Below are 17817 nucleotides of genomic sequence, written 5' to 3'. Positions count from 1 at the left end.
CCGCGGAAGCGAGAGGAATCCTCCGTGCCCCCTACGCGTGTGCCGCGCCCCCGGCGCTATCTGACCTGTGCCCCCAGATACTTCGATGTGCGGTACGCCATCAATCCCTGGATGCGCGAGGACGCCGAGGTCGACACCGACCTCGCCCGGACGCAGTGGGAGACGCTGATCCGCACCTACCGCGACCATGGCCATCAGGTGGAGTCCATCGAGCCGGTGGCGGGTCTGCCCGACATGGTGTTCGCGGCGAACTCGGCCCTCGTCCTTCAGGGCCGGGTCTTCGGCTCGCGGTTCCACGCGCCCCAGCGCCGGCCGGAGCAACTCGCGTACGAGACCTGGTTCAAGGCGGCCGGATTCGATGTCCACCCACCGGAGTCGGTGTGCGAGGGCGAGGGCGACCTCGTGCCCGCGGGCCCCTTCGTCCTGGCGGGCACCGGCTTCCGTACGACGCGGGCGGCCCATCAGGAGGTGCAGGAGTTCTTCGGGGTGCCGACGATCAGCCTGCTGCTGGTGGATCCGTACTTCTACCATCTGGACACCGCGCTGTTCGTCCTCGACGACGAGAACATCGCCTACTACCCGGAGGCGTTCTCCCCCGGGAGCCGTGAAGTGCTGGGGCGCCTCTTCCCGGACGCGCTGATCGCCACCCGGGACGACGCCATGGCCTTCGGGCTCAACTCCGTATCCGACGGCCGCCATGTCTTCGTCGCCCCGCAGGCGACCGGCCTCATCGACCAGCTCACCGACCGCGGTTACGTCCCCGTCCCCGTCGACCTGTCGGAACTGCACAAGGCCGGCGGGGGCATCAAGTGCTGCACACAGGAGATCCGCTGATGACCGCCCCCACCTCTACCGCTACCGCCCCGGCAGGCGCCGCCCGCCCCGTGCGCTCGTCGCGGGAGCTGATCCGCGCCGAGGAGACCTCGCTCGCGCACAACTACCATCCGCTGCCCGTGGTCGTCGCCCGCGCCGAGGGCGTCTGGGTGGAGGACGTCGAGGGGCGGCGCTATCTCGACATGCTGGCCGGCTACTCGGCCCTCAACTTCGGCCACCGCCACCCGGCCCTCATCGAGGCGGCCCACCGCCAGCTCGATGAACTCACCCTGACCTCCAGGGCCTTCCACAACGACCGGCTCGCCGGATTCGCCGAGGGCGTGGCGGAGCTGACCGGGCTCGGCATGGTGCTGCCGATGAACACCGGTGCGGAGGCGGTCGAGAGCGCGATCAAGGTCGCCCGCAAGTGGGCGTACGAGGTGAAGGGCGTCGCCCCGGACCAGGCGACGATCGTGGTGGCGGCCGAGAACTTCCACGGCCGTACGACGACGATCGTCGGCTTCTCCAGCGACCCGACCGCCCGCGACAGCTTCGGCCCGTTCGCCCCGGGCTTCCGCGTCGTCCCGTACAACGACCTCGCCGCGCTTGAGGCGGCGATCGACGAGACCACGGCGGCGGTCCTGATCGAGCCCATCCAGGGCGAGGCGGGCGTCGTCATCCCCGACGACGGCTATCTGCGCGGGGTGCGCGAGGTGACCCGGCGGGCCGGGGTGCTGTTCATCGCCGACGAGATCCAGTCCGGGCTCGGCCGCACCGGCACCACCCTGGCCGTCGAGCACGAGTCGGTGATGCCGGATGTGCTGCTGCTCGGCAAGGCCCTGGGCGGCGGCATCGTCCCGGTCTCGGCGGTCGTCGCCGACCGGGAGGTTCTCGGGGTGCTGCGCCCCGGCGAGCACGGCTCCACCTTCGGCGGCAACCCGCTGGCTGCGGCGGTCGGCTCGGCCGTCGTCGAGTTGCTGCGCACCGGTGAGTTCCAGCGCCGCGCGGCCGAGCTGGGCGAGGTGCTGCGGGACGGTCTGGCCGCGCTGACCGGCAAGGGGGTCGTGGGCTACCGCTGCCGGGGACTGTGGGCGGGTGTCGATGTGGACCCCGCTCTCGGTACGGGCCGTGAAGTGAGCGAGCGGCTGATGGGCGAGGGGATCCTCGTCAAGGACACCCATGGCTCGACCATCCGCCTCGCGCCGCCGCTGACCATCACCCGCGAGGAGCTGGAGTCGTCGCTCACCGCACTGGGGAAGATCCTCGGCTGACCGATAGCGACATTGCATGAGCGCCGGGCCGCATTACGCTATATACGGCCCGGCGCTTCTTCATGTTCAACGCCCTCCGAAGTTTTTCATGAGCCCTGCTCAGGGGCCGGAACCTAAGGTAACGCCCAGGTCACGGCCGCCTTTCTGAGAATTTATGTACGTTGTTGAGCATTCCATCCTTGGCGACCGCGCCGTGTGGAACACTTCCTGTCACCTCGCCGGAAGGACCTGACGGGGAGCCTCGAAGTGCATGGTGCGGGAAGGAGTTGCGGCTGGAGTGGACAGTGAGCCGGTCACAGTGACTGCCGCATACCGGGTGGACCCCGGCCGCGAAAGCGATTTCTCCACCTGGGCGATGGTTATGCTCCATGCAACCGCCGGCCTTCCGGGATATCTCGGAGGCGGTGTCCTGGGCTCTGGCCGGGTTTCTTCGGGGCCCGGTGCCGCCATTGCCGCCATCGCCCAAGTGGAAACTCTGGCCGGTGAATCCGAGTGCGGTGTTCCCTCCAGTCCTCATCGTCGACCTGCTGGTGATCCCGTTCCTCAGGGACACCGATTTCCCGCACCGGACCTGGCTCCGTGTCCTGGCGTGACCTCGATGGTGCCCTGGCTTGTCATGCCACGCCTGCAGCGGCTCCCGAAGAAGTGGCTCCACCCGGCCGCTTCAGTCGATACGAGGACGTCACAAGCGGGTGGCGGTGGACGGTCCGCGCGTGCGCCGGCAGGCGGGCGGGCGCGGGACCCTGACCCGGCGGTTGACGCCCGGTCAGTTCGGAAAGCAAGGAGACAAATCCGGATGGAATCGCTGAGGACACTCCTCGTCGATAATTACGACTCGTACACGTATAACCTCTTTCATCTGCTCACCGAGGTCAACGGCGAGGAACCGGAGGTGCTTCTCAATGACGCACCGGGATGCGCGGACATCGATCTTTCGGAGTTCGACAACATCGTGGTGTCCCCCGGCCCCGGCCATCCGGCGGACTTCCGGGACTTCGGTGCCACCGCCAAGCTGATCGAGCGGTCGCGTATCCCGGTTCTGGGGGTGTGCCTGGGCCATCAGGGCATCGCGATCGGCGCTCAGGCGCGGGTGGTGCCCGCGCCGGAGCCGAAGCACGGGCATCTCTCCCGGATCAAACACGGCGGGCGGGGATTGTTCCGGGGGCTCCCGCAGGATTTCACGGCCGTCCGCTATCACTCGCTGTGCGTGGCCGAGCCGCTGCCGCTGGGGCTGCAGGGCATCGCCTGGTCCGAGGACGGTGTGCTGATGGGGCTACGGCACCGGGCACGTCCGCTGTGGGGCGTCCAGTTCCATCCGGAGTCCGTACTGACCGGATTCGGACATCAGATGCTGGTCAATTTCCGCGATCTGACCATCGAGCATGCCAACGGCGAGTCCGTGACCTCCGTCGATGAGGCCCGCCGCCCTCGCCCCATGGCCGTCCCCTCCCCCGAACCGGCCCCCGAGCCGGCCCCCGAGCCGGCCCCGAGCGCTCCGGCGGCGAGCGACGCCCTCGCGGCCGACGACGACGCTCCCGCGACCGACGCCCCGGCGCAGGCGGACCCGGATGCCCGCGTCTACCGGCTGCACGCCCGGTGGCTGGCCGACGCCACCGACACCGAGGCTGCGTTCACCCGCCTCTACGCGGACGCGCCGCGTGCGTTCTGGCTCGACAGCTCACGGACGGAGTCCGGCGAGGCGCGCTTCTCCTTCCTCGGCGACGGTACCGGGCCGCTGGCCGAGTTCGTCCGCTACGACACCGACGAGGGCGTCTGCGAGGTCGAGCGGGCGGGGCAGCCCGCCACCCGGGCCGAGGGCAGCGTCTTCGACTACCTCAAACGCGAGCTGGCCCGCCGAGCGGTCCACGCCCCGGACCTGCCCTTCGACTTCACCGGCGGCTATGTGGGCTACTTCGGCTACGAGCTCAAGGCCGACTGCGGCTCCCCCAACCGCCACCGGGCCTCGACCCCGGACGCCTGCTGGCTCTTCGCCGACCGGTTCGTCGCGGTCGACCACCAAGAGGGCGTCACCTATGTCTGCTGCCTGGCCGAGGACACCCCCGACGGCCATCGGGAGGCGAAGGACTGGCTGGATACGACCGTGACCGTGCTCAGCGGGGTGCCGGCGCTCACCGAGCCCACCCCGCAGCCGTCGCCGCTCACCACCACGGCGGCCGTGGAACCCTGGCTGGTCCGGGACCGGGAGCGGTATCTGGCCTCGATCGAGGCGTGTCGGCGCGAGCTGCACACCGGGGTGAGCTACGAGATCTGCCTCACCAACTCCGCCTGGCTGCCGGCCCCGAGCGACTCGTACACCTTCTACCGGGCCCTCCGCCGGTTCAATCCGGCGCCGTACTCCGCCTATCTGCGGTTCGGCGACACGGATGTGGCCTGTTCCTCCCCCGAGCGCTTTCTGCGGATCACCCCCGATGGAATCGCCGAGGCCAAGCCGGTCAAGGGCACCGCCCCGCGCGGCCGGGACCCCGAACGGGACGCGCGGGCGCTCGCCGCCCTCGCCACCAGCCCCAAGCCGCGCGCCGAGAACCTGATGATCGTGGACCTGCTCCGCAACGATCTGGGGCGCGTGTGCAAACCGGGGAGCGTGTACGTCCCCCGGCTGATGCACACCGAGACATACGCCACCGTCCATCAGTTGGTCTCCACCGTGCGCGGGCGGCTGCGCCGGGACACGGCCACCGTCGACTGTGTACGGGCGTGTTTCCCGGGCGGCTCGATGACCGGAGCCCCCAAGCTGCGCACGCTGGAGATCATCGACACGCTGGAGACCGAGGCCCGCGGGGTGTATTCCGGGGCCCTCGGCTTCCTGAGCTGCAACGGCGCGGCGGACCTGAACATCGTCATCCGCACGGCCGTGTTCACCGGCGGCCGGATGCACATCGGCGCGGGCGGCGCCATCGTTCTCGATTCCGATCCGGCCGAGGAGTACGAGGAAATGCTGCTCAAGACCGCCGCAACGATGCGTGCCTACGACGCCGTGGAGTCCGGGCCCGCCGCGGAGCTGGACGAACTGCTGGTGTCCGCGGCGGCGTCGGCCGCGGTGGCCTCGGCACCGCCCGCGGTCTCCGCGGCCCGAGGGGCCTCGGCGGCCCCGGCGAAGGAGCCCGGCCGGTGACCGCCGTCTCGGTGTCCGTGGCGGCCGGACGGTCGGCGAGGGGAGGCTCACGGCCGATCTGATCACGCCGGCCCGGCAGCGGCTCGCCGCGCTTGCAAGGCGCCGCGGACGGTGCCTCTGGTGGCCTCGCTGCCGCGGGCGCGGACGGGGAAGCCGCGGCGCCATGTCGTCCGTATGGCGTGCCTGGTGACGGGCCGTCGGCCTGGCCGTACCCCCCTGACCGATTCGAACGATGAGGACCTCGATATGTTGCAGCGGCTTCTTCCCGAGCACGGGTTCTACCTCGGGCTGATGTTCCAGGAGGCTGCGGCCCGTCACGGCAGGGTCAGGGTGACCCTGGACCGGCCCTTGGACGTCGCACCCGACGCCGGTACCGACCTCGGCTACACCGAACTGGCCGATATGGTCGACGACCTGGCCGCCCGGCTGTGGTCGGCGGGGGTCCGGCCGAGCGAGCATGTGGCGATCCACAAGCGCGACAACGTCGACATCGTGCTGCTGGCGTGTGCCGTCTCCCGGATCGGCGCGGTCCCGGCGCTGCTGTCGTCCTCGCTGGACGGGGGCGTGGTCGCGGTGCTGCTGGACCGGCTGCACGCGCCCTGGCTGATCACCGATCGCGCGGGGCTGGAGTCCACGCTGAGCGGGCTGGACATCAGCCTGGCCCGGGGTGTGCTGACGGTGGACGAGGCGCCTGGGCACACCCTCTCGCTCGCCACGTGCGCCGAGGTGCCCCGCCGTCCGGCCATCCGGCTCCACCCCCGTGAACCCTCGCTGATCACCCATGGCTCGGGGACCACCGGCATCCCGAGGCTCGCGGTGCACTGCCCGTACACCATGTGGAACCGGCTGGTGCCGCAGCAGGCGCTGGGCCGGGCGACCCGTGGCGAGCCGGCCGCGCTGCACCTGTCGTTCGTCCACTCCCGCTTCTACCATCTGCTGGGCGTGCTGCTGCACTTCGGCAGCCCGCTGCTGCTGCTCGTCGACCCGGACCCGGCGCACGCGGGCCCGCTGCTGGCGGCGCACCGCCCCGGCATCGTCGAGACGCATTCCCACACCTATGCGCTGTGGGAGGACCTGGCGGACGCGCCCGGCGGGCCGCTGTCCAACGTCCGGGCGTACGGCTCCACGTTCGACGCCGTCCACCCCCGCACCGTGCGGCGGCTGCTCGGCGCCTCCCGCCGCCGCGACCCCCGGCTGGTGCAGCTGTACGGGCAGAGCGAGACGGGGCCCATCGCCTTCGGCTGGTGCACCCGGCGGGGCGCGGGCCGGGTGCGGGGGCGGCGGGTGGGCACCGGCATCCCCGGGTTCACCCGGGTCCGGGTGGTCGACGAGCGGGGCCGCACCTGCCCGCCCGGCGCCACGGGGGCCATCGAGGCCCGCACCCGCGGCCGTATCCTCACCTATCTCGGCGCCCCCGAGCAGTACGCCCGGCAGGTGGACCGCGGCTGGTGGCGGATGGGCGACATGGGCTACCGCGACCGGTGGGGCGCGCTCCATCTGCTGGACCGCGAGGCCGACCGGATCTCCACGCTCGACAGCGATCTGGAGGCCGAGGACGAGCTGCTGTCCCGGATGTCCGAGCTCCGCGAGGTGATCATCGTCCACGGTCCGCGGCGGGAGCCCGTACCGGTGGTGTGCACCCGGGGTGACCGGCCGCTGGACGCCGACCGCTGGCGCCGGGCCACCGGGGATCTGCCGGCCCTGTCGGAGCCCGTGCAGTGCCGCTTCGAGGATCTGCCGCCCACCGGTACCTGGAAGGTCAAGCGGCTGGAGATCGCCCGGCTGCTGGCCGCGGGCGAGCTGCCCACCCTGTCGACCGCACCGGTCCGTGGCTGACGCCGCCGGGGCGGCCCGGCGGCCGATGCGGCGCGGACGTACTGAACGCGGACGTACTGACCACGGTTGGGGACGCAGAAGTGGAAACGGACATGGTCGCTGTGCAGAACTTCGGTCACGCCGATCCGGCGGACCAGAGGCAATGGACGTTGATGTGGCGGGAGGACGGCGGGCTGATGCCCTCCCGCGCGGTGCCCGACAGCGCGCTGCTGGCCGCCGACTCCTGGCTGGTGGACGACGGCCGGGTGCGGGCGCTGGACCGCCACCGGCGCCGGTTCACCGCCGCGTGCGCCGAGGCGACGGGCGACTCCCCCGCGCGGATCGAGAGCTTCTGGCGCGACGCGACAGCGGCCCTGCCCCGTATGGGCCGCTGGTTTCCGCGGGTCGAGCTGGCGGGGCCGGAGCCGGCCCGGCTGTTTCTGCGGATCCGGCCGGTGCCGCCCCGGACGGTCAATGTGACCGTATGCCTGAGCGAGGAGTTCGATCCGCGGTCGTATCCGCGCCGCAAGGGGCCGGATCTGTCCCTGCTGGCGCGTCTGCGCGAGCGGGCCGCGGCGCGCGGCGCGCAGGAGCTGATGCTCACGACGCCGTCGGGGCTGGTGCTGGAGGGCACGACGGCGAACGTCCTGTGGTGGGAGGACGACGTCCTGTGTCTGCCGCCCCCGGAGCTGCCGCTGCTGGCGGGGGTGACCTCGGCCCTGATCCAGGACCGGGCGGCGGAGCTGGGCGTACGGATGGAGCACCGCCGATGCACCGTGCAGGGGCTGGACGGCCGTGAGGTGTGGCTGGTCAACGCCCTGCACGGGATCCGTCCCGTGACCGCGTGGCTGGGCCGCCCGCTGCGCGCGGGCCCGGCGCTGCGCGCCGCCTCCTGGCAGACCTGGCTCGACAGCAGTTCCGACCCGATCATGCCGACGAACGGAGTGCACCGATGACGACGACCGCGCGGGCCCCCGCCCGGCCCGCCCCGCGCACCTGACCCCCGACGCGCGGCGCGGGATCGCGCCGGTGTCAGCACCTGCTGGAGGCCAGACATGAACACCCACGGACCGCGACGCGCTCCCGGGCTCCATCCGCCCCGGCTCTTGGGGCCGGCCAGGGGACCCAACCCGCTGCGCCGCCCGTCGGACCGGGCCCAGTCCTGGTTCACCACCCTGTTCGTGCTGCTGCTCGTGTTCGGCCTGCCGGCCGCCTCGGTCAGCGCCGGGTACGCGGCGTATGCGGCGGAGCTGCGCGTCGTGCACGCCGAGTCCGCGGAGCGCCACCAGATCACCGCGCGGCTGGCCGAGGACGCCCCGGGCGGGCCGCACCGCGCCGACGCCCAGGAGCCGCGGCACGCGCGGGTCCACTGGACCGGCGAGGAGGATACGCGCCACACGGGCACCGCCATGGTGTCGGGCGGCACCCGGGCGGGGGATCCGGTACGGGTCTGGGTGGACCGTGAGGGGGCCCTGGCGCCCGCGCCGACGCCCGTGTCGACCGCGCGGACGATGGGCTGGTTCACCGGATGCATGACCGCGGGGGCCATGGCCACGCTGCTGATCGCGGCGCGGGCGCGGGTCCGGCAGGTGCTGGACCGTCGGCGGTTCGCGCAATGGGAGGCAGAGTGGAAGGTGGTGGAACCCGCGTGGTCCGGCAGGAACCGTCGCTGAGCCGCAGGAACCGTCGCAGAGCCGGAGCCCGTCCGGCGCCCGCGGGTCGGGAGCAGGAGAGGAGCAGACGATGTCGCACACAGTGGAGTGGACGGTCCATCTCTATCTCTTCGAGGACGAGGGGAAGACCAAGGCGCGCGTGGAGCTGGACACCGGGCCCACGGCGCTGACCGGCCGAGGGGCCGCACGATGCAACCCCGAGGACGAGGACGTACCGGTGATCGGGGACGAGCTCGCGGCCGGCCGGGCGCTGAACGACCTGGGACAGCAGCTGCTGCGCGCCGCCGAGCAGGACATCGAGAGCGTGGGCGCGCCACCGGCCTCGCCGCGGCCGCGGCCCGGCTACGGATGGATCGCCTGACCGTTCTGTGAGTACCGGCGCCGGTGGATCAGCGCCGGGCCGGGCAGGCCGACGCCTGATCGAGGTCCTCGGCCGCCTTGGCGAGCAGATCGAGCATCGCGAGCTCCGCGCGGGCCGGGTCCTGGTCCCGTACGGCGTCCAGGACCCGGCGGTGGCTGGGCACGGGGTCGTCCGCGGCGCCGTGGGTGTGCACCAGGCGGTCGCGTTCGCGCAGCCCGGGCTCCAGGATCAGGTCGAGGCGGGCGAGGAGTTCGTTGCCGGTGGCGGCGAGCAGTGCGCGGTGGAAGGAGGCGTCCGCCTCGGCCTCGGCGGCGAGGTCGCCGCGGGCGCCGTGCATGGCGGCGAGCGCCGCGTCCAGCGCGGCGAGGTCGGCGTCGGTGCGGCGCAGCGCGGCGCGGTGGGCGGCGGCGGGCTCGACGACGGAGCGGATGTCGGTGAGGTCGCGCATCAGCCGCCGGCCGTCTTCGCCGTCCATGCGCCAGCGGATGACGTCGGCGTCCAGGAGGTTCCAGGCGGAGCGGGGGCGGATGAAGGTGCCGCGCTTCTGCCGGGCGTCGATGAGGCCCTTTCCGGCGAGGACCTTCAGGGATTCGCGCATCACGGTGAGGCTGACGTCCAGCTCCTCGCCGAGGGCGCGGACGTCCAGGGTGTCGCTCTCGGCGAAGTCTCCGCCGACGATGCGGGCGCCCAGTTCCTGGACCACCTGGCCGTGGACGCCTCGGCCGGCATAGGGCGCCATGGGGTTCTCCTCGGGGGCGGATGCGGTGGGTTCGCGGGGGACGCGCTCGCCGACCCCTGCTCATTATTTATGATTACATCTTGACAGTGCTGTGGCGCGCCCCGAACGATGAACCGACTCATCGCCGAGCCGCCGACCGCGGGGAGCCCCCTGTGACGCTGTCGCCGCATCTGCCGGGCACACTGACCATCTCGCTGTGGGACTTCAGCTGGTACACGCGCACCGGGCCGGGCGAGCCCTTCGCCGATCTCGACCGCGCCTTCGAGGATGCCGTGGCGCGCGGCTACAACACGGTGCGTATCTGCGCCATGCCGTTTCTGCTCTTCGGCTCCCGGCTCGACACGACCAGGCTGCGGCTGTGTCCGCTGGGCGGCGCGTACGGGCAGCGGATGCGCTGGTACGACGTGGGCGGCGGGGCCGGGATCGACGGGCGGGCGCGGCTGCGGGCGCTGTTCGAGGCGGCCCGCCGCCATGACTGCTTCGTCATCCTCTCCAGCTGGGAGTACCAGCAGAGCCCGTCGTTCGCCGAGGACCGCTCCTGGTTCGACGCCCTGATGGCCGTCGCCCCCGAGCGTCGTGCCGAGGTCCTCGCGGACGCGCTGGCCGATCTGATCGACTTCCTGGTGGTCCACGGTCTCGACGACCGGATCGCCTTCACCGAGCTGCACAACGAGGTCCAGGGCAGCCGGCTCACCGACCGGCTGAAGGGTGAGGACACGATCGTCGCCCTGCGGCCGCGGCTGGAGCGCGGTCTGGCCCGCTTCAAGGAGCGCCACCCGCACCGGCCCGTCACCGTCAACTACGCCAAGGTGCCGGTGGGTTCGCTGCGCGGCGTCCCCCGCGAGGTCGATGTCGCGGTCTTCCACCCCTATGTCTACGGGGTGCTCGACGAACTCCTCACCACCTTCGCCGTCCGCGACCGGTCCCGCCCCTTCCCCCAGGACCTGGCCCGCCGGGAGCTGCTGCGCCCCGGCGCCCCCGACCTGGCCGGCTGGGCTCCCCCGGCCGGCGATCTGTGGCGGCTGGACGCCACCACGGTCGGCGCCCGCGAGATCTACGTCCACGACTGGTGCGACCCGGCCCGGTGGGACGCCTGGCTGTACGACCGCTACGCCACCCACCGGCTCGCGATGGAGCAGCGGCTGGTCACCTGGATCGGGGCCGCCGCCGACTGGGCGGCGGAGACCGGGGTCCCCCTGGTCTTCGGCGAGGGCTGGATCGGCTACACCCCGCTGCACGGCACCTTCGAGGAGGGCCCGGTCGGAGCCGCCTTCTGCCGTCGCGCCTGCGCCGAATCCGCCCGTGTCGGCGCCTGGGGCGCGGTGGTGTGCTCCAACGCCGCGCCCCAGCACCCGATGTGGCAGGACATCGCGCTCCAGCGGGAGTGCAACGCCATTCTGCGCGGCTGACCCCCATGGACGTGACCGGGCCCGTCTGGGGGCGGCCTGGTCACGCTTGAAGCCCTGTCCGGGCGCTCCGGGCCCCGAGCGGCGCGGCGGGATATGGCACGCCACTCCACAACTCGGCCCGGCCGAGTGTCCGCGGCCTCCATCGACCTTCCACCGTGGCGCGGCGACCATGTTCTCGCTCATCGCCTCATGTGTCCTCGCGCCCGCCCGGAGGTTTGCGTTGCGTCTGCTCACAGGTCTGATGGTGTTGGTGACCGTCGTCTGGACGGGCCCCGGCACCACGGTCACCGCGGCGTCCGCCGCCGACAGCACCACTGGCCACTGCGCCCGGGAGCACCGCGTCGCCACGCCCGGCGCGGAGCACCAGAGCACGGCCTGCCTGCCGGATCTGACGAGTGGCGCGCTCACCGGCACCGCGTACACCGACGCCGCTGACTGGTCGTCACTGATCGCGCGGGGAACGGAGAACCCCTCCGGGGTGCCCGGCGTCCAGGTCGACGGCTACTTCCCGGACACCTCCCACTTCAACACCACCCACGGCTGGAACCATGACGCCCAGTTCGTGATCCGGCTGCCCGACCACTGGAACGGCGGACTCGTCGTCACCGGTGCGCCCGGCGTCCGCAAGCAGTACTCCCTGGACCCCGTGATCTCGGACTGGGCGCTGGCGCGCGGCTTCGCCTACGCGGCGACCGACAAGGGCAACAGCGGGGCCGATTTCTTCACCGACGGCACGCTGCCCGGCGACGCCATCGCCGAGTGGAACCGGCGCACCACCCAGCTCACCGTGGCCGCCAAGGCGGTGGTGGCCCAGCACTACGGCCGGGCCCCGCACCGCACCTACATGACTGGCATGTCCAACGGCGGCTATCTCACCCGCTGGCAGCTGGAGAACCGTCCCGGGCTCTACGACGGCGGCGTCGACTGGGAGGGCACTCTGTGGCGTGCCGACGGCCCAAACCTGTTCTCCTATCTGCCGACCGCGGTGGCCCGCCAGCTGGGCCGGGCCGGAGACGACGACATGTTCGCCGCGGGGTTCGCCCCCGGCACGGAGTTCCTGTGGCCGTACCACCAGGACGCCTACTGGGGCTTCACCCAGAAGACGTACCGGGCGGAGTTCGACCCGGGCTACGACCCCGCCTGCCCCGGTGCGAGCGCGGGCGGCAGCGGTGCGCGGATCCTCGCCCCGTGCGCCTCCGACGCCGACTACGACTACGCCGGCCGCCCGGCGGCGGTTCACCGGGCGGTGGCACGGATCTCGCTCACCGGGAACATCCGTAAACCGCTGATCACCCTGCACGGCACCCTGGACGCGCTGCTGCCGATCGGCACCGACTCCGATGTGTATGCCCGCATGATCACGCGAGAGCACCGCGGTCGGCTGCACCGCTACTACACCGTTGAGGACGGCACCCACATCGACGGTCTCCAGGACCGCTACCCTCAGCGGCTACGGCCGATCCTGCCCTGCTACCGCGCCGCGTTCGACGCCTTGACCGCGTGGGTCGAGACCGGGACCGCCCCCGCCCCCAGCCACCTCGTCCGCAGGCCCGCCACCGGTGATGTGGTCAATACCTGCTCGCTGCGTTGAGGCGGTCGGCGGCCGCCCGCGATGGTGCGGCTGCGCTGGGCCTCGCCCGGGGCGCCGTACGGACAGTCCGCCGCGCCCGGGTCGCTGACCTTGTCCAGCCGCGCCAACTCCTCCCCGGACAGGCGCGGTTCGGCCGCGGCAAGGTTGTCCTCGAGCTGCTCGAGGGTGCGCGCGCCGAGGATCACCGAGGTCACGGCCGGACGGTCGAGAAGCCAGGCCAGGGCGACCTGGGCCATCGAGACGTGGCGCTCCTCGGCCACCGCGCGCACCTCGGCCACGATGAGCGCTTCAAGGCGGCCATGGAGACGATGGCCGACGCGGTCGCCGCAACCCCGCAGATCGTCAACGCGGAGGTGCCGGGACAGGGATGGAACGCCATGGCCGAGTTGTCTCCCCGTCACCCGTCGTCGGACTAGGAGCCGGTCTTCAGCACGCTCCAGCCGCCGTCGACGACGAGGGAGGCGCCGGTGATGAACGAGGCGTCGTCGCCGAGGAGGAAGGCGATGGCCCCGGCCACCTCCTCCGGGCGTCCGAGGCGGCGGGCGGCGGTCTGTTCGGCGCTGGCGCGGCGGTCTCGCTCGCTGATGCCGTCCCACGCACGGGTGAGCACGGGGCCGGGCAGTACGGCGTTGACCCGTACCTCGGGGCCGTACTCCACCGCGAGCTGCCGGGTCAGTCCGGTCAGCCCCGCCTTGCTCGCCGCGTAGGCGGGGCGGCCGGGGAGGCCGATGAGCGCGTGCACGGAGGAGACCAGGACGGCGCTGCCCCCGGTCCGCCGAAGGCCCGGGAGGCAGACGCGGAAGCCGAGGAAGGCGGCGGTGAGCCCGACGGTCAGCTGACGGTTCCACTCGGGGAGGCCGATCTCGTCGGCGGGCGCGACCCGCGCCACGGCGGCGTTGCTGACCAGGCCGCTCACCGGGCCGTGGGCGTCGGTGGCGGTACGGACCGCCGCTTCCCACTCGCCCTCGTCGGCCACATCGCAGTACTGGAAGACGGCGGCGCCGCCCGCCGCGCGGATCTCCTGGGCGACCCCTTCCCCCGCCTCGGGCCGCACATCGGCGATCAGCACCCCGGCGCCGTCGGCGGCCAGACGCCGGGCGGTGGCCGCGCCGATGCCGCCGGAGGCTCCGGTGACGATGACGGAAGAAGACCTCAACCTCACGGAGCGCATTACATATGAATTAATAGGTGCTGCCAAGGGCCCGGTCCGAGAGCTCTTCGCCGACACATAGATATCCCGCTATATCGACTTTGCATGCATATGCGGGGGTAAAATTGCGCTTCACATGCTGCAGGCGAAGCGAAAGCGGATGTCATGGGCGACGGCACCTTCCGCGGGTGGCCCCACCACCTTCCCGACCTGGTCTCCGAGGCGGTCGCCGTGGCCGACGAGCGGGGCGTCCTGACCGGGTGGAGCCAGGGGGCGCACCAGTTGCTCGGCCTCCCCGCGGAAGAGGCCGTGGGACGGCCCGCGGCCGAGCTGCTCGCGGAAGGCGCCCGGCAGCGGCACGGCATCGCCGCGTACACGGCGGCCGGAGGCGGACCGGCGGTGCTGCGCCCTGAACGACGGCTGCGACGCGCTCTCGCTCGACGCGGTCTGCGACACCGTCGTGACGAAGCTGATCCCCGGGCATCCGACCGACGATGTGGCGCTGCCGGTGGCCCGTACCCGGGCGCTGGGCGAGGACCGGTGGGCCGACTGGGAGCTGCCCGCCGAGCCCTCGGCCGTCCCCCGGGCCCGCGCCGCGGTGACGCGCCGGCTCGCCGGGTGGAGGCTGGACCCATCTGATCGCCACCACCCAGCAGGTGGTCAGCGAGCTGCTGGCCAACGCGATTCTGCACGCCCGCGGCCCGATCCGGCTGCGGCTGGTCAGAAACCAGTCGCTGATCTGCGAGGTCTCGGACAGCAGCGTGGCCGCCCCGCATCTGCGCCATGCCGGGCCGCTGGACGAGGGCGGGCGCGGCCTGTTTCTGGTCGCCCAGCTCAGCCGGCGCTGGGGCACCCGGTATGCCGGGGACCGCAAAACCGTCTGGGCCGAGCAGCCGCTCAAGGGCCCGACCGGTAACCGCCCGCGATGAGGGGTACGGACACCACGTTCCCCCCTGGGGCGGTGCCGACTGAAAGGGCCAGATGTGACCATTTCCCCACCGGATCCGGCCGGACGGTCCGGACAGACGGCCGAGCGGGCTCCGCGCCGCGCGCTGGTGGCCGGCTCGGTCGGCAACTTCATCGAGTGGTACGAGTTCGGCGTCTACGGTTTCTTCGCGACGATCATCGCCGCGAACTTCTTCACCCCCGAGGGCGGCAGCGAGATCGAGGGCCTGGTCAAGACCTACGCCTCGTTCGGGCTCGCCTTCTTCTTCCGCCCCATCGGCGCCGCCGTCTTCGGCCGGGTCGGCGACCGGATCGGCCGCCGCCCCACGCTGATCCTGGTGCTGCTGCTGATGACCGGGGCCACGACGCTGATCGGTGTGCTGCCCACCTACGCCACGCTGGGTGCGGCCGCCCCGTGGCTGCTCACCCTCGTGCGGATCCTGCAAGGGCTCTCCGCGGGCGGGGAGTTCGGCGGCGCGGTGTCGATCATGACGGAGTTCGCTCCCCCGGGCCGGCGCGGGCTGTACGGGGCGTGGCAGTCGTTCACCGTGGCGCTGGGGCTGCTGGCCGGGGCCGGGATGGCGGCGGTGCTGGCCACGGTGATGAGCGAGGACGCCCTGAGCGACTGGGGATGGCGGATACCGTTCCTGCTGACGCTGCCGATCGGGCTGGTCGCCCTGTGGCTGCGGCTGAGGCTGGAGGAGACCCCGTCCTTCCGCGCGGCGGCACGCGGGAGCACGGCGCACGCGACCACCGGGCACCCGGCCACAGGCGGCGCGAACACGGCCTACGAGAACAGCGCCCCGGCGCGTGAGGTGGCCCGCGCGATCGTCCTGGGGGCCGCGCGCATCATGGGCTGGGCCGCGGCCGGTTACACCTTCCTGGTGGTCATGCCGTCGTATCTGCAGGCCACTGTGAACGCCACCTTCCAGCAGGCGCTGATCGCCACCGTGGTCGCCAATCTGGGCTTCGCGCTCTCGATCCTCCCGGCGGGGCTGCTCAGCGACCGGATCGGGCGGCGCCCGGTGATGCTGACTGGCGCGGCGCTGGTGGCCGTGCTCGCCTTCCCGCTGCTCAATGTGGTCCAGGATCCGGACAGTTCGGCGCTGGTCCAGGGGGTGGCGGTGTTCCTCGCGGGCGCGGTCGTGGGGCTGATGGCCGGGCCCGGCCCGGCGATGCTCGCGGAGATGTTCCCGACCCGGGTGCGCTACACGGGACTCGGCCTCGCGTACGCGCTGTCGAACACCGTGTTCTCGGGGTGCGCCGGGCTCATCATCACCGAAGTCATCAAGCGCACCGGCGATGTCGACGCCCCCGCGTACTACGTGACGGTGACCTGCGCCGTCAGTCTGCTCGCGCTGCTGACCCTGCGCGGCGGCGAGCACCGCGGCGCGCTGCGCGAGGACACCCGGACGCCGGAGGAGAACGAGAAGGAGGGACTCCATGCGGGTGATCGGGCTGATGTCGGGCACGTCCCATGACGCCGTGGACGCCGCGGCGGCCGATCTGGTCCTCGACGGGGACACCCTGGTCCTGGCCCCCCTGGGGCTGGTCAGCGAGGCGTATCCGGACGATCTGCGGGCGGCGCTCGGCGCCGCGCTGCCGCCGTCGGCGACCACCATGAAGGACGTCTGCGCGCTCGACACCCGGATCGGCCGGGCGTTCGCGTCGCTCGCCGTACGGGCCGGCCGGGAACTGTGCGACGACCGTGCCGACCTCGTCGTCTCGCACGGCCAGACCGTGTACCACTGGGCCGAGGACGGGCAGGTGCACGGGACGCTGCAGCTCGGGCAGCCCGCCTGGATCGCCGAGGCCACCGGCCGGCCGGTCGTCTCCGACCTGCGCACCCGGGACGTCGCGGCGGGCGGCCAGGGCGCTCCCCTGGTCAGCCTGGTCGACACCCTGTGGCTGCGCGGCCGGCCGGGGGTCTGTGCCGCCCTGAACCTCGGTGGCATCGCCAACCTCACGGTGGTGTCCGGGACCGGTGATCCGCTGGCCTTCGACACCGGCCCGGCGAACGCCCTCATCGACGCGGCGGTACGGGATCTGACGGGGGGCCGGCTGGACCATGACGTGGACGGCGCCCTGGCCGCCCGCGGCACCGTCCACCACGCCCTGCTGGAACGGCTCCTGGCCGAGCCGTACTACGGGCTGCCCGCGCCCAAGACGACGGGCAAGGAGCTGTTCCATCCGCCCTATCTGCGGGCGGCCCTGGCGGCGGCGGGTCCGGTGCCGGACGACGATGTCATCGCCACCGTCACCGAGCTGACGGCCCGCACCGTCGCGGACGCGGTGCGGTCGGTTCATGCCACGGAGGTGATCGCGTCGGGCGGCGGCACCCGCAACCCCACCCTGATGGCCGCGCTCCGCCGGGCGCTCGGCGCCGTCGTGCCGCGGACCTCCGATGAACTCGGCCTTCCGGCGGCGGCGAAGGAGGCCTACGCCTTCGCCGTCCTCGGCTTTCTGACCGTCCACGGGCTGGCCGGTACGGCTCCGTCCTGCACCGGCGCCCGTCACCCCAGCGTCCTGGGGTCGATCACCCCGGGGCGGGGCGGACTCGCGCTGCCCGCACCGGGGCAGCCGGCGCCCACCCGGCTGGAGATCTTCCGGCGCTGATCCGACCACCAGGTCACAGGCGTCACCCGGGAGGCGCGGAACTGGCTGCGGCGGCTGCGTCCGCCACGGCCCTGCGGCGATCCGGACCACCTGGCCGCCGCGCTCTCCTTCCAGGTCTCCCTCGCTGCCCGGCAGCAGCCGGGCACCCGCTGCGGGGCCGGCGCCACGCTGGTCGGCGTGCCGTCGTCGTACATCGGCCAGTGGCTGTCGTGAACGCCCGGCCGGTGCCGGGCTGCGACGATGTGGCCCGTGATCGTCCAGGCCGCGCGCGGCGACCAGCCGCTGTCCGTGCTCGCGCCGT

Annotated in this window: 16 protein-coding genes and 1 pseudogene; 14 read left to right on the top strand and 3 right to left on the bottom strand. The window is 72.4% G+C overall.

What is annotated here, in order from left to right:
* Positions 1-24: 24 nt before the first annotated feature.
* From ddaH to ABZS71_RS05790, 7 genes are all read left to right on the top strand, one after another.
* Positions 25-834: a dimethylargininase gene (ddaH, locus tag ABZS71_RS05820; RefSeq protein ID WP_355845607.1), complete on the top strand. Its 810-nt coding sequence runs from the start codon at positions 25-27 to the stop codon at positions 832-834.
* Entirely contained in the window at positions 834-2084 is a 1251-nt protein-coding gene (gene rocD / locus ABZS71_RS05815; protein ID WP_356207847.1) for an ornithine--oxo-acid transaminase, read from the top strand. Before ddaH ends, rocD begins: the two co-directional genes overlap by 1 nt.
* Positions 2085-2880: 796 nt before the next feature.
* Positions 2881-5217: an aminodeoxychorismate synthase component I gene (pabB, locus tag ABZS71_RS05810; protein WP_356207846.1), complete on the top strand. Its 2337-nt coding sequence runs from the start codon at positions 2881-2883 to the stop codon at positions 5215-5217.
* A gap of 246 nt (positions 5218-5463) precedes the next feature.
* Positions 5464-7053, top strand: coding sequence for a class I adenylate-forming enzyme family protein (locus ABZS71_RS05805; protein WP_356207845.1), 1590 nt, complete (start codon positions 5464-5466; stop codon positions 7051-7053).
* 92 nt (positions 7054-7145) lie between these two features.
* Positions 7146-7988 (top strand): aminotransferase class IV, encoded by an 843-nt coding sequence (locus ABZS71_RS05800; RefSeq protein WP_356207843.1) that lies wholly within the window; start codon positions 7146-7148, stop codon positions 7986-7988.
* A gap of 99 nt (positions 7989-8087) precedes the next feature.
* Positions 8088-8705, top strand: a complete 618-nt coding sequence (locus ABZS71_RS05795; protein ID WP_356207841.1) for a hypothetical protein — start codon at positions 8088-8090, stop codon at positions 8703-8705.
* Positions 8706-8775: 70 nt separating this feature from the next.
* Positions 8776-9066 (top strand): DUF1876 domain-containing protein, encoded by a 291-nt coding sequence (locus ABZS71_RS05790; RefSeq protein ID WP_356207840.1) that lies wholly within the window; start codon positions 8776-8778, stop codon positions 9064-9066.
* A gap of 28 nt (positions 9067-9094) precedes the next feature.
* On the opposite strand, the gene ABZS71_RS05785 is transcribed toward ABZS71_RS05790, so the two are convergent.
* Entirely contained in the window at positions 9095-9805 is a 711-nt protein-coding gene (locus tag ABZS71_RS05785) for an FCD domain-containing protein (RefSeq protein ID WP_356207838.1), read from the bottom strand.
* Between the two features lie 152 nt (positions 9806-9957).
* Between ABZS71_RS05785 and ABZS71_RS05780 the strand changes: the two genes are divergently transcribed.
* Both ABZS71_RS05780 and ABZS71_RS05775 read left to right on the top strand, forming a co-directional pair.
* Complete coding sequence (locus tag ABZS71_RS05780) at positions 9958-11214, top strand: cellulase-like family protein (protein ID WP_356207836.1); 1257 nt, start codon at positions 9958-9960, stop codon at positions 11212-11214.
* Between the two features lie 241 nt (positions 11215-11455).
* Positions 11456-12805: a tannase/feruloyl esterase family alpha/beta hydrolase gene (locus tag ABZS71_RS05775; RefSeq protein WP_356207876.1), complete on the top strand. Its 1350-nt coding sequence runs from the start codon at positions 11456-11458 to the stop codon at positions 12803-12805.
* Positions 12806-12948: 143 nt separating this feature from the next.
* On the opposite strand, the pseudogene ABZS71_RS05770 reads toward ABZS71_RS05775, so the two are convergent.
* Positions 12949-13041, bottom strand: a pseudogene (locus ABZS71_RS05770) (aldo/keto reductase); the annotation flags it as partial.
* Between the two features lie 6 nt (positions 13042-13047).
* On the opposite strand from ABZS71_RS05770, the gene ABZS71_RS05765 reads away from it, so the two are divergent.
* Positions 13048-13221, top strand: a complete 174-nt coding sequence (locus tag ABZS71_RS05765; RefSeq protein WP_356207835.1) for a hypothetical protein — start codon at positions 13048-13050, stop codon at positions 13219-13221.
* Here the strand turns inward: ABZS71_RS05765 and ABZS71_RS05760 are convergent.
* Entirely contained in the window at positions 13218-13967 is a 750-nt protein-coding gene (locus ABZS71_RS05760; protein WP_356207833.1) for an SDR family NAD(P)-dependent oxidoreductase, read from the bottom strand. The genes ABZS71_RS05765 and ABZS71_RS05760 overlap by 4 nt on opposite strands.
* Before the next feature lie 153 nt (positions 13968-14120).
* Between ABZS71_RS05760 and ABZS71_RS05755 the strand changes: the two genes are divergently transcribed.
* Genes ABZS71_RS05755 through ABZS71_RS05740 form a run of 4 tightly spaced genes read left to right on the top strand, consistent with a single transcriptional unit; the run spans position 14121 to position 17516 of the window.
* Positions 14121-14594 carry a PAS domain-containing protein gene (locus ABZS71_RS05755; RefSeq protein ID WP_356207832.1) on the top strand — a complete coding sequence of 158 codons (474 nt, stop codon included), beginning with the start codon at positions 14121-14123 and terminating at the stop codon, positions 14592-14594.
* Positions 14595-14611: 17 nt separating this feature from the next.
* On the top strand, positions 14612-14884 hold the full coding sequence (locus ABZS71_RS05750) for an ATP-binding protein (RefSeq protein ID WP_356207830.1): 273 nt from the start codon (positions 14612-14614) through the stop codon (positions 14882-14884).
* 60 nt (positions 14885-14944) lie between these two features.
* A complete protein-coding gene (locus ABZS71_RS05745) occupies positions 14945-16381 on the top strand; it encodes an MFS transporter (protein ID WP_356207874.1) in 1437 nt (478 codons plus the stop codon).
* A complete protein-coding gene (locus ABZS71_RS05740; protein ID WP_356207829.1) occupies positions 16344-17516 on the top strand; it encodes an anhydro-N-acetylmuramic acid kinase in 1173 nt (390 codons plus the stop codon). Before ABZS71_RS05745 ends, ABZS71_RS05740 begins: the two co-directional genes overlap by 38 nt.
* Positions 17517-17817 lie beyond the last annotated feature (301 nt).

Origin of the sequence: Streptomyces sp. NPDC005393 (genome assembly GCF_040606675.1) — a bacterium.
Classification (GTDB): domain Bacteria; phylum Actinomycetota; class Actinomycetes; order Streptomycetales; family Streptomycetaceae; genus Streptomyces.
This window is presented reverse-complemented; position numbering and strand designations above follow the sequence as displayed.

Excerpts from the sequence above, each read along its gene's own strand:
- rocD (WP_356207847.1), top strand. The coding sequence starts at position 834 with ATGACCGCCCCCACCTCTACCGCTACCGCCCCGGCAGGCGCCGCCCGC.
- pabB (WP_356207846.1), top strand. The coding sequence starts at position 2,881 with ATGGAATCGCTGAGGACACTCCTCGTCGATAATTACGACTCGTACACG.
- ABZS71_RS05805 (WP_356207845.1), top strand. The coding sequence starts at position 5,464 with ATGTTGCAGCGGCTTCTTCCCGAGCACGGGTTCTACCTCGGGCTGATG.
- ABZS71_RS05800 (WP_356207843.1), top strand. The coding sequence starts at position 7,146 with ATGGTCGCTGTGCAGAACTTCGGTCACGCCGATCCGGCGGACCAGAGG.
- ABZS71_RS05795 (WP_356207841.1), top strand. The coding sequence starts at position 8,088 with ATGAACACCCACGGACCGCGACGCGCTCCCGGGCTCCATCCGCCCCGG.
- ABZS71_RS05790 (WP_356207840.1), top strand. The coding sequence starts at position 8,776 with ATGTCGCACACAGTGGAGTGGACGGTCCATCTCTATCTCTTCGAGGAC.
- ABZS71_RS05785 (WP_356207838.1), bottom strand. The coding sequence starts at position 9,805 with ATGGCGCCCTATGCCGGCCGAGGCGTCCACGGCCAGGTGGTCCAGGAA.
- ABZS71_RS05775 (WP_356207876.1), top strand. The coding sequence starts at position 11,456 with ATGGTGTTGGTGACCGTCGTCTGGACGGGCCCCGGCACCACGGTCACC.
- ABZS71_RS05755 (WP_356207832.1), top strand. The coding sequence starts at position 14,121 with ATGGGCGACGGCACCTTCCGCGGGTGGCCCCACCACCTTCCCGACCTG.
- ABZS71_RS05740 (WP_356207829.1), top strand. The coding sequence starts at position 16,344 with ATGCGGGTGATCGGGCTGATGTCGGGCACGTCCCATGACGCCGTGGAC.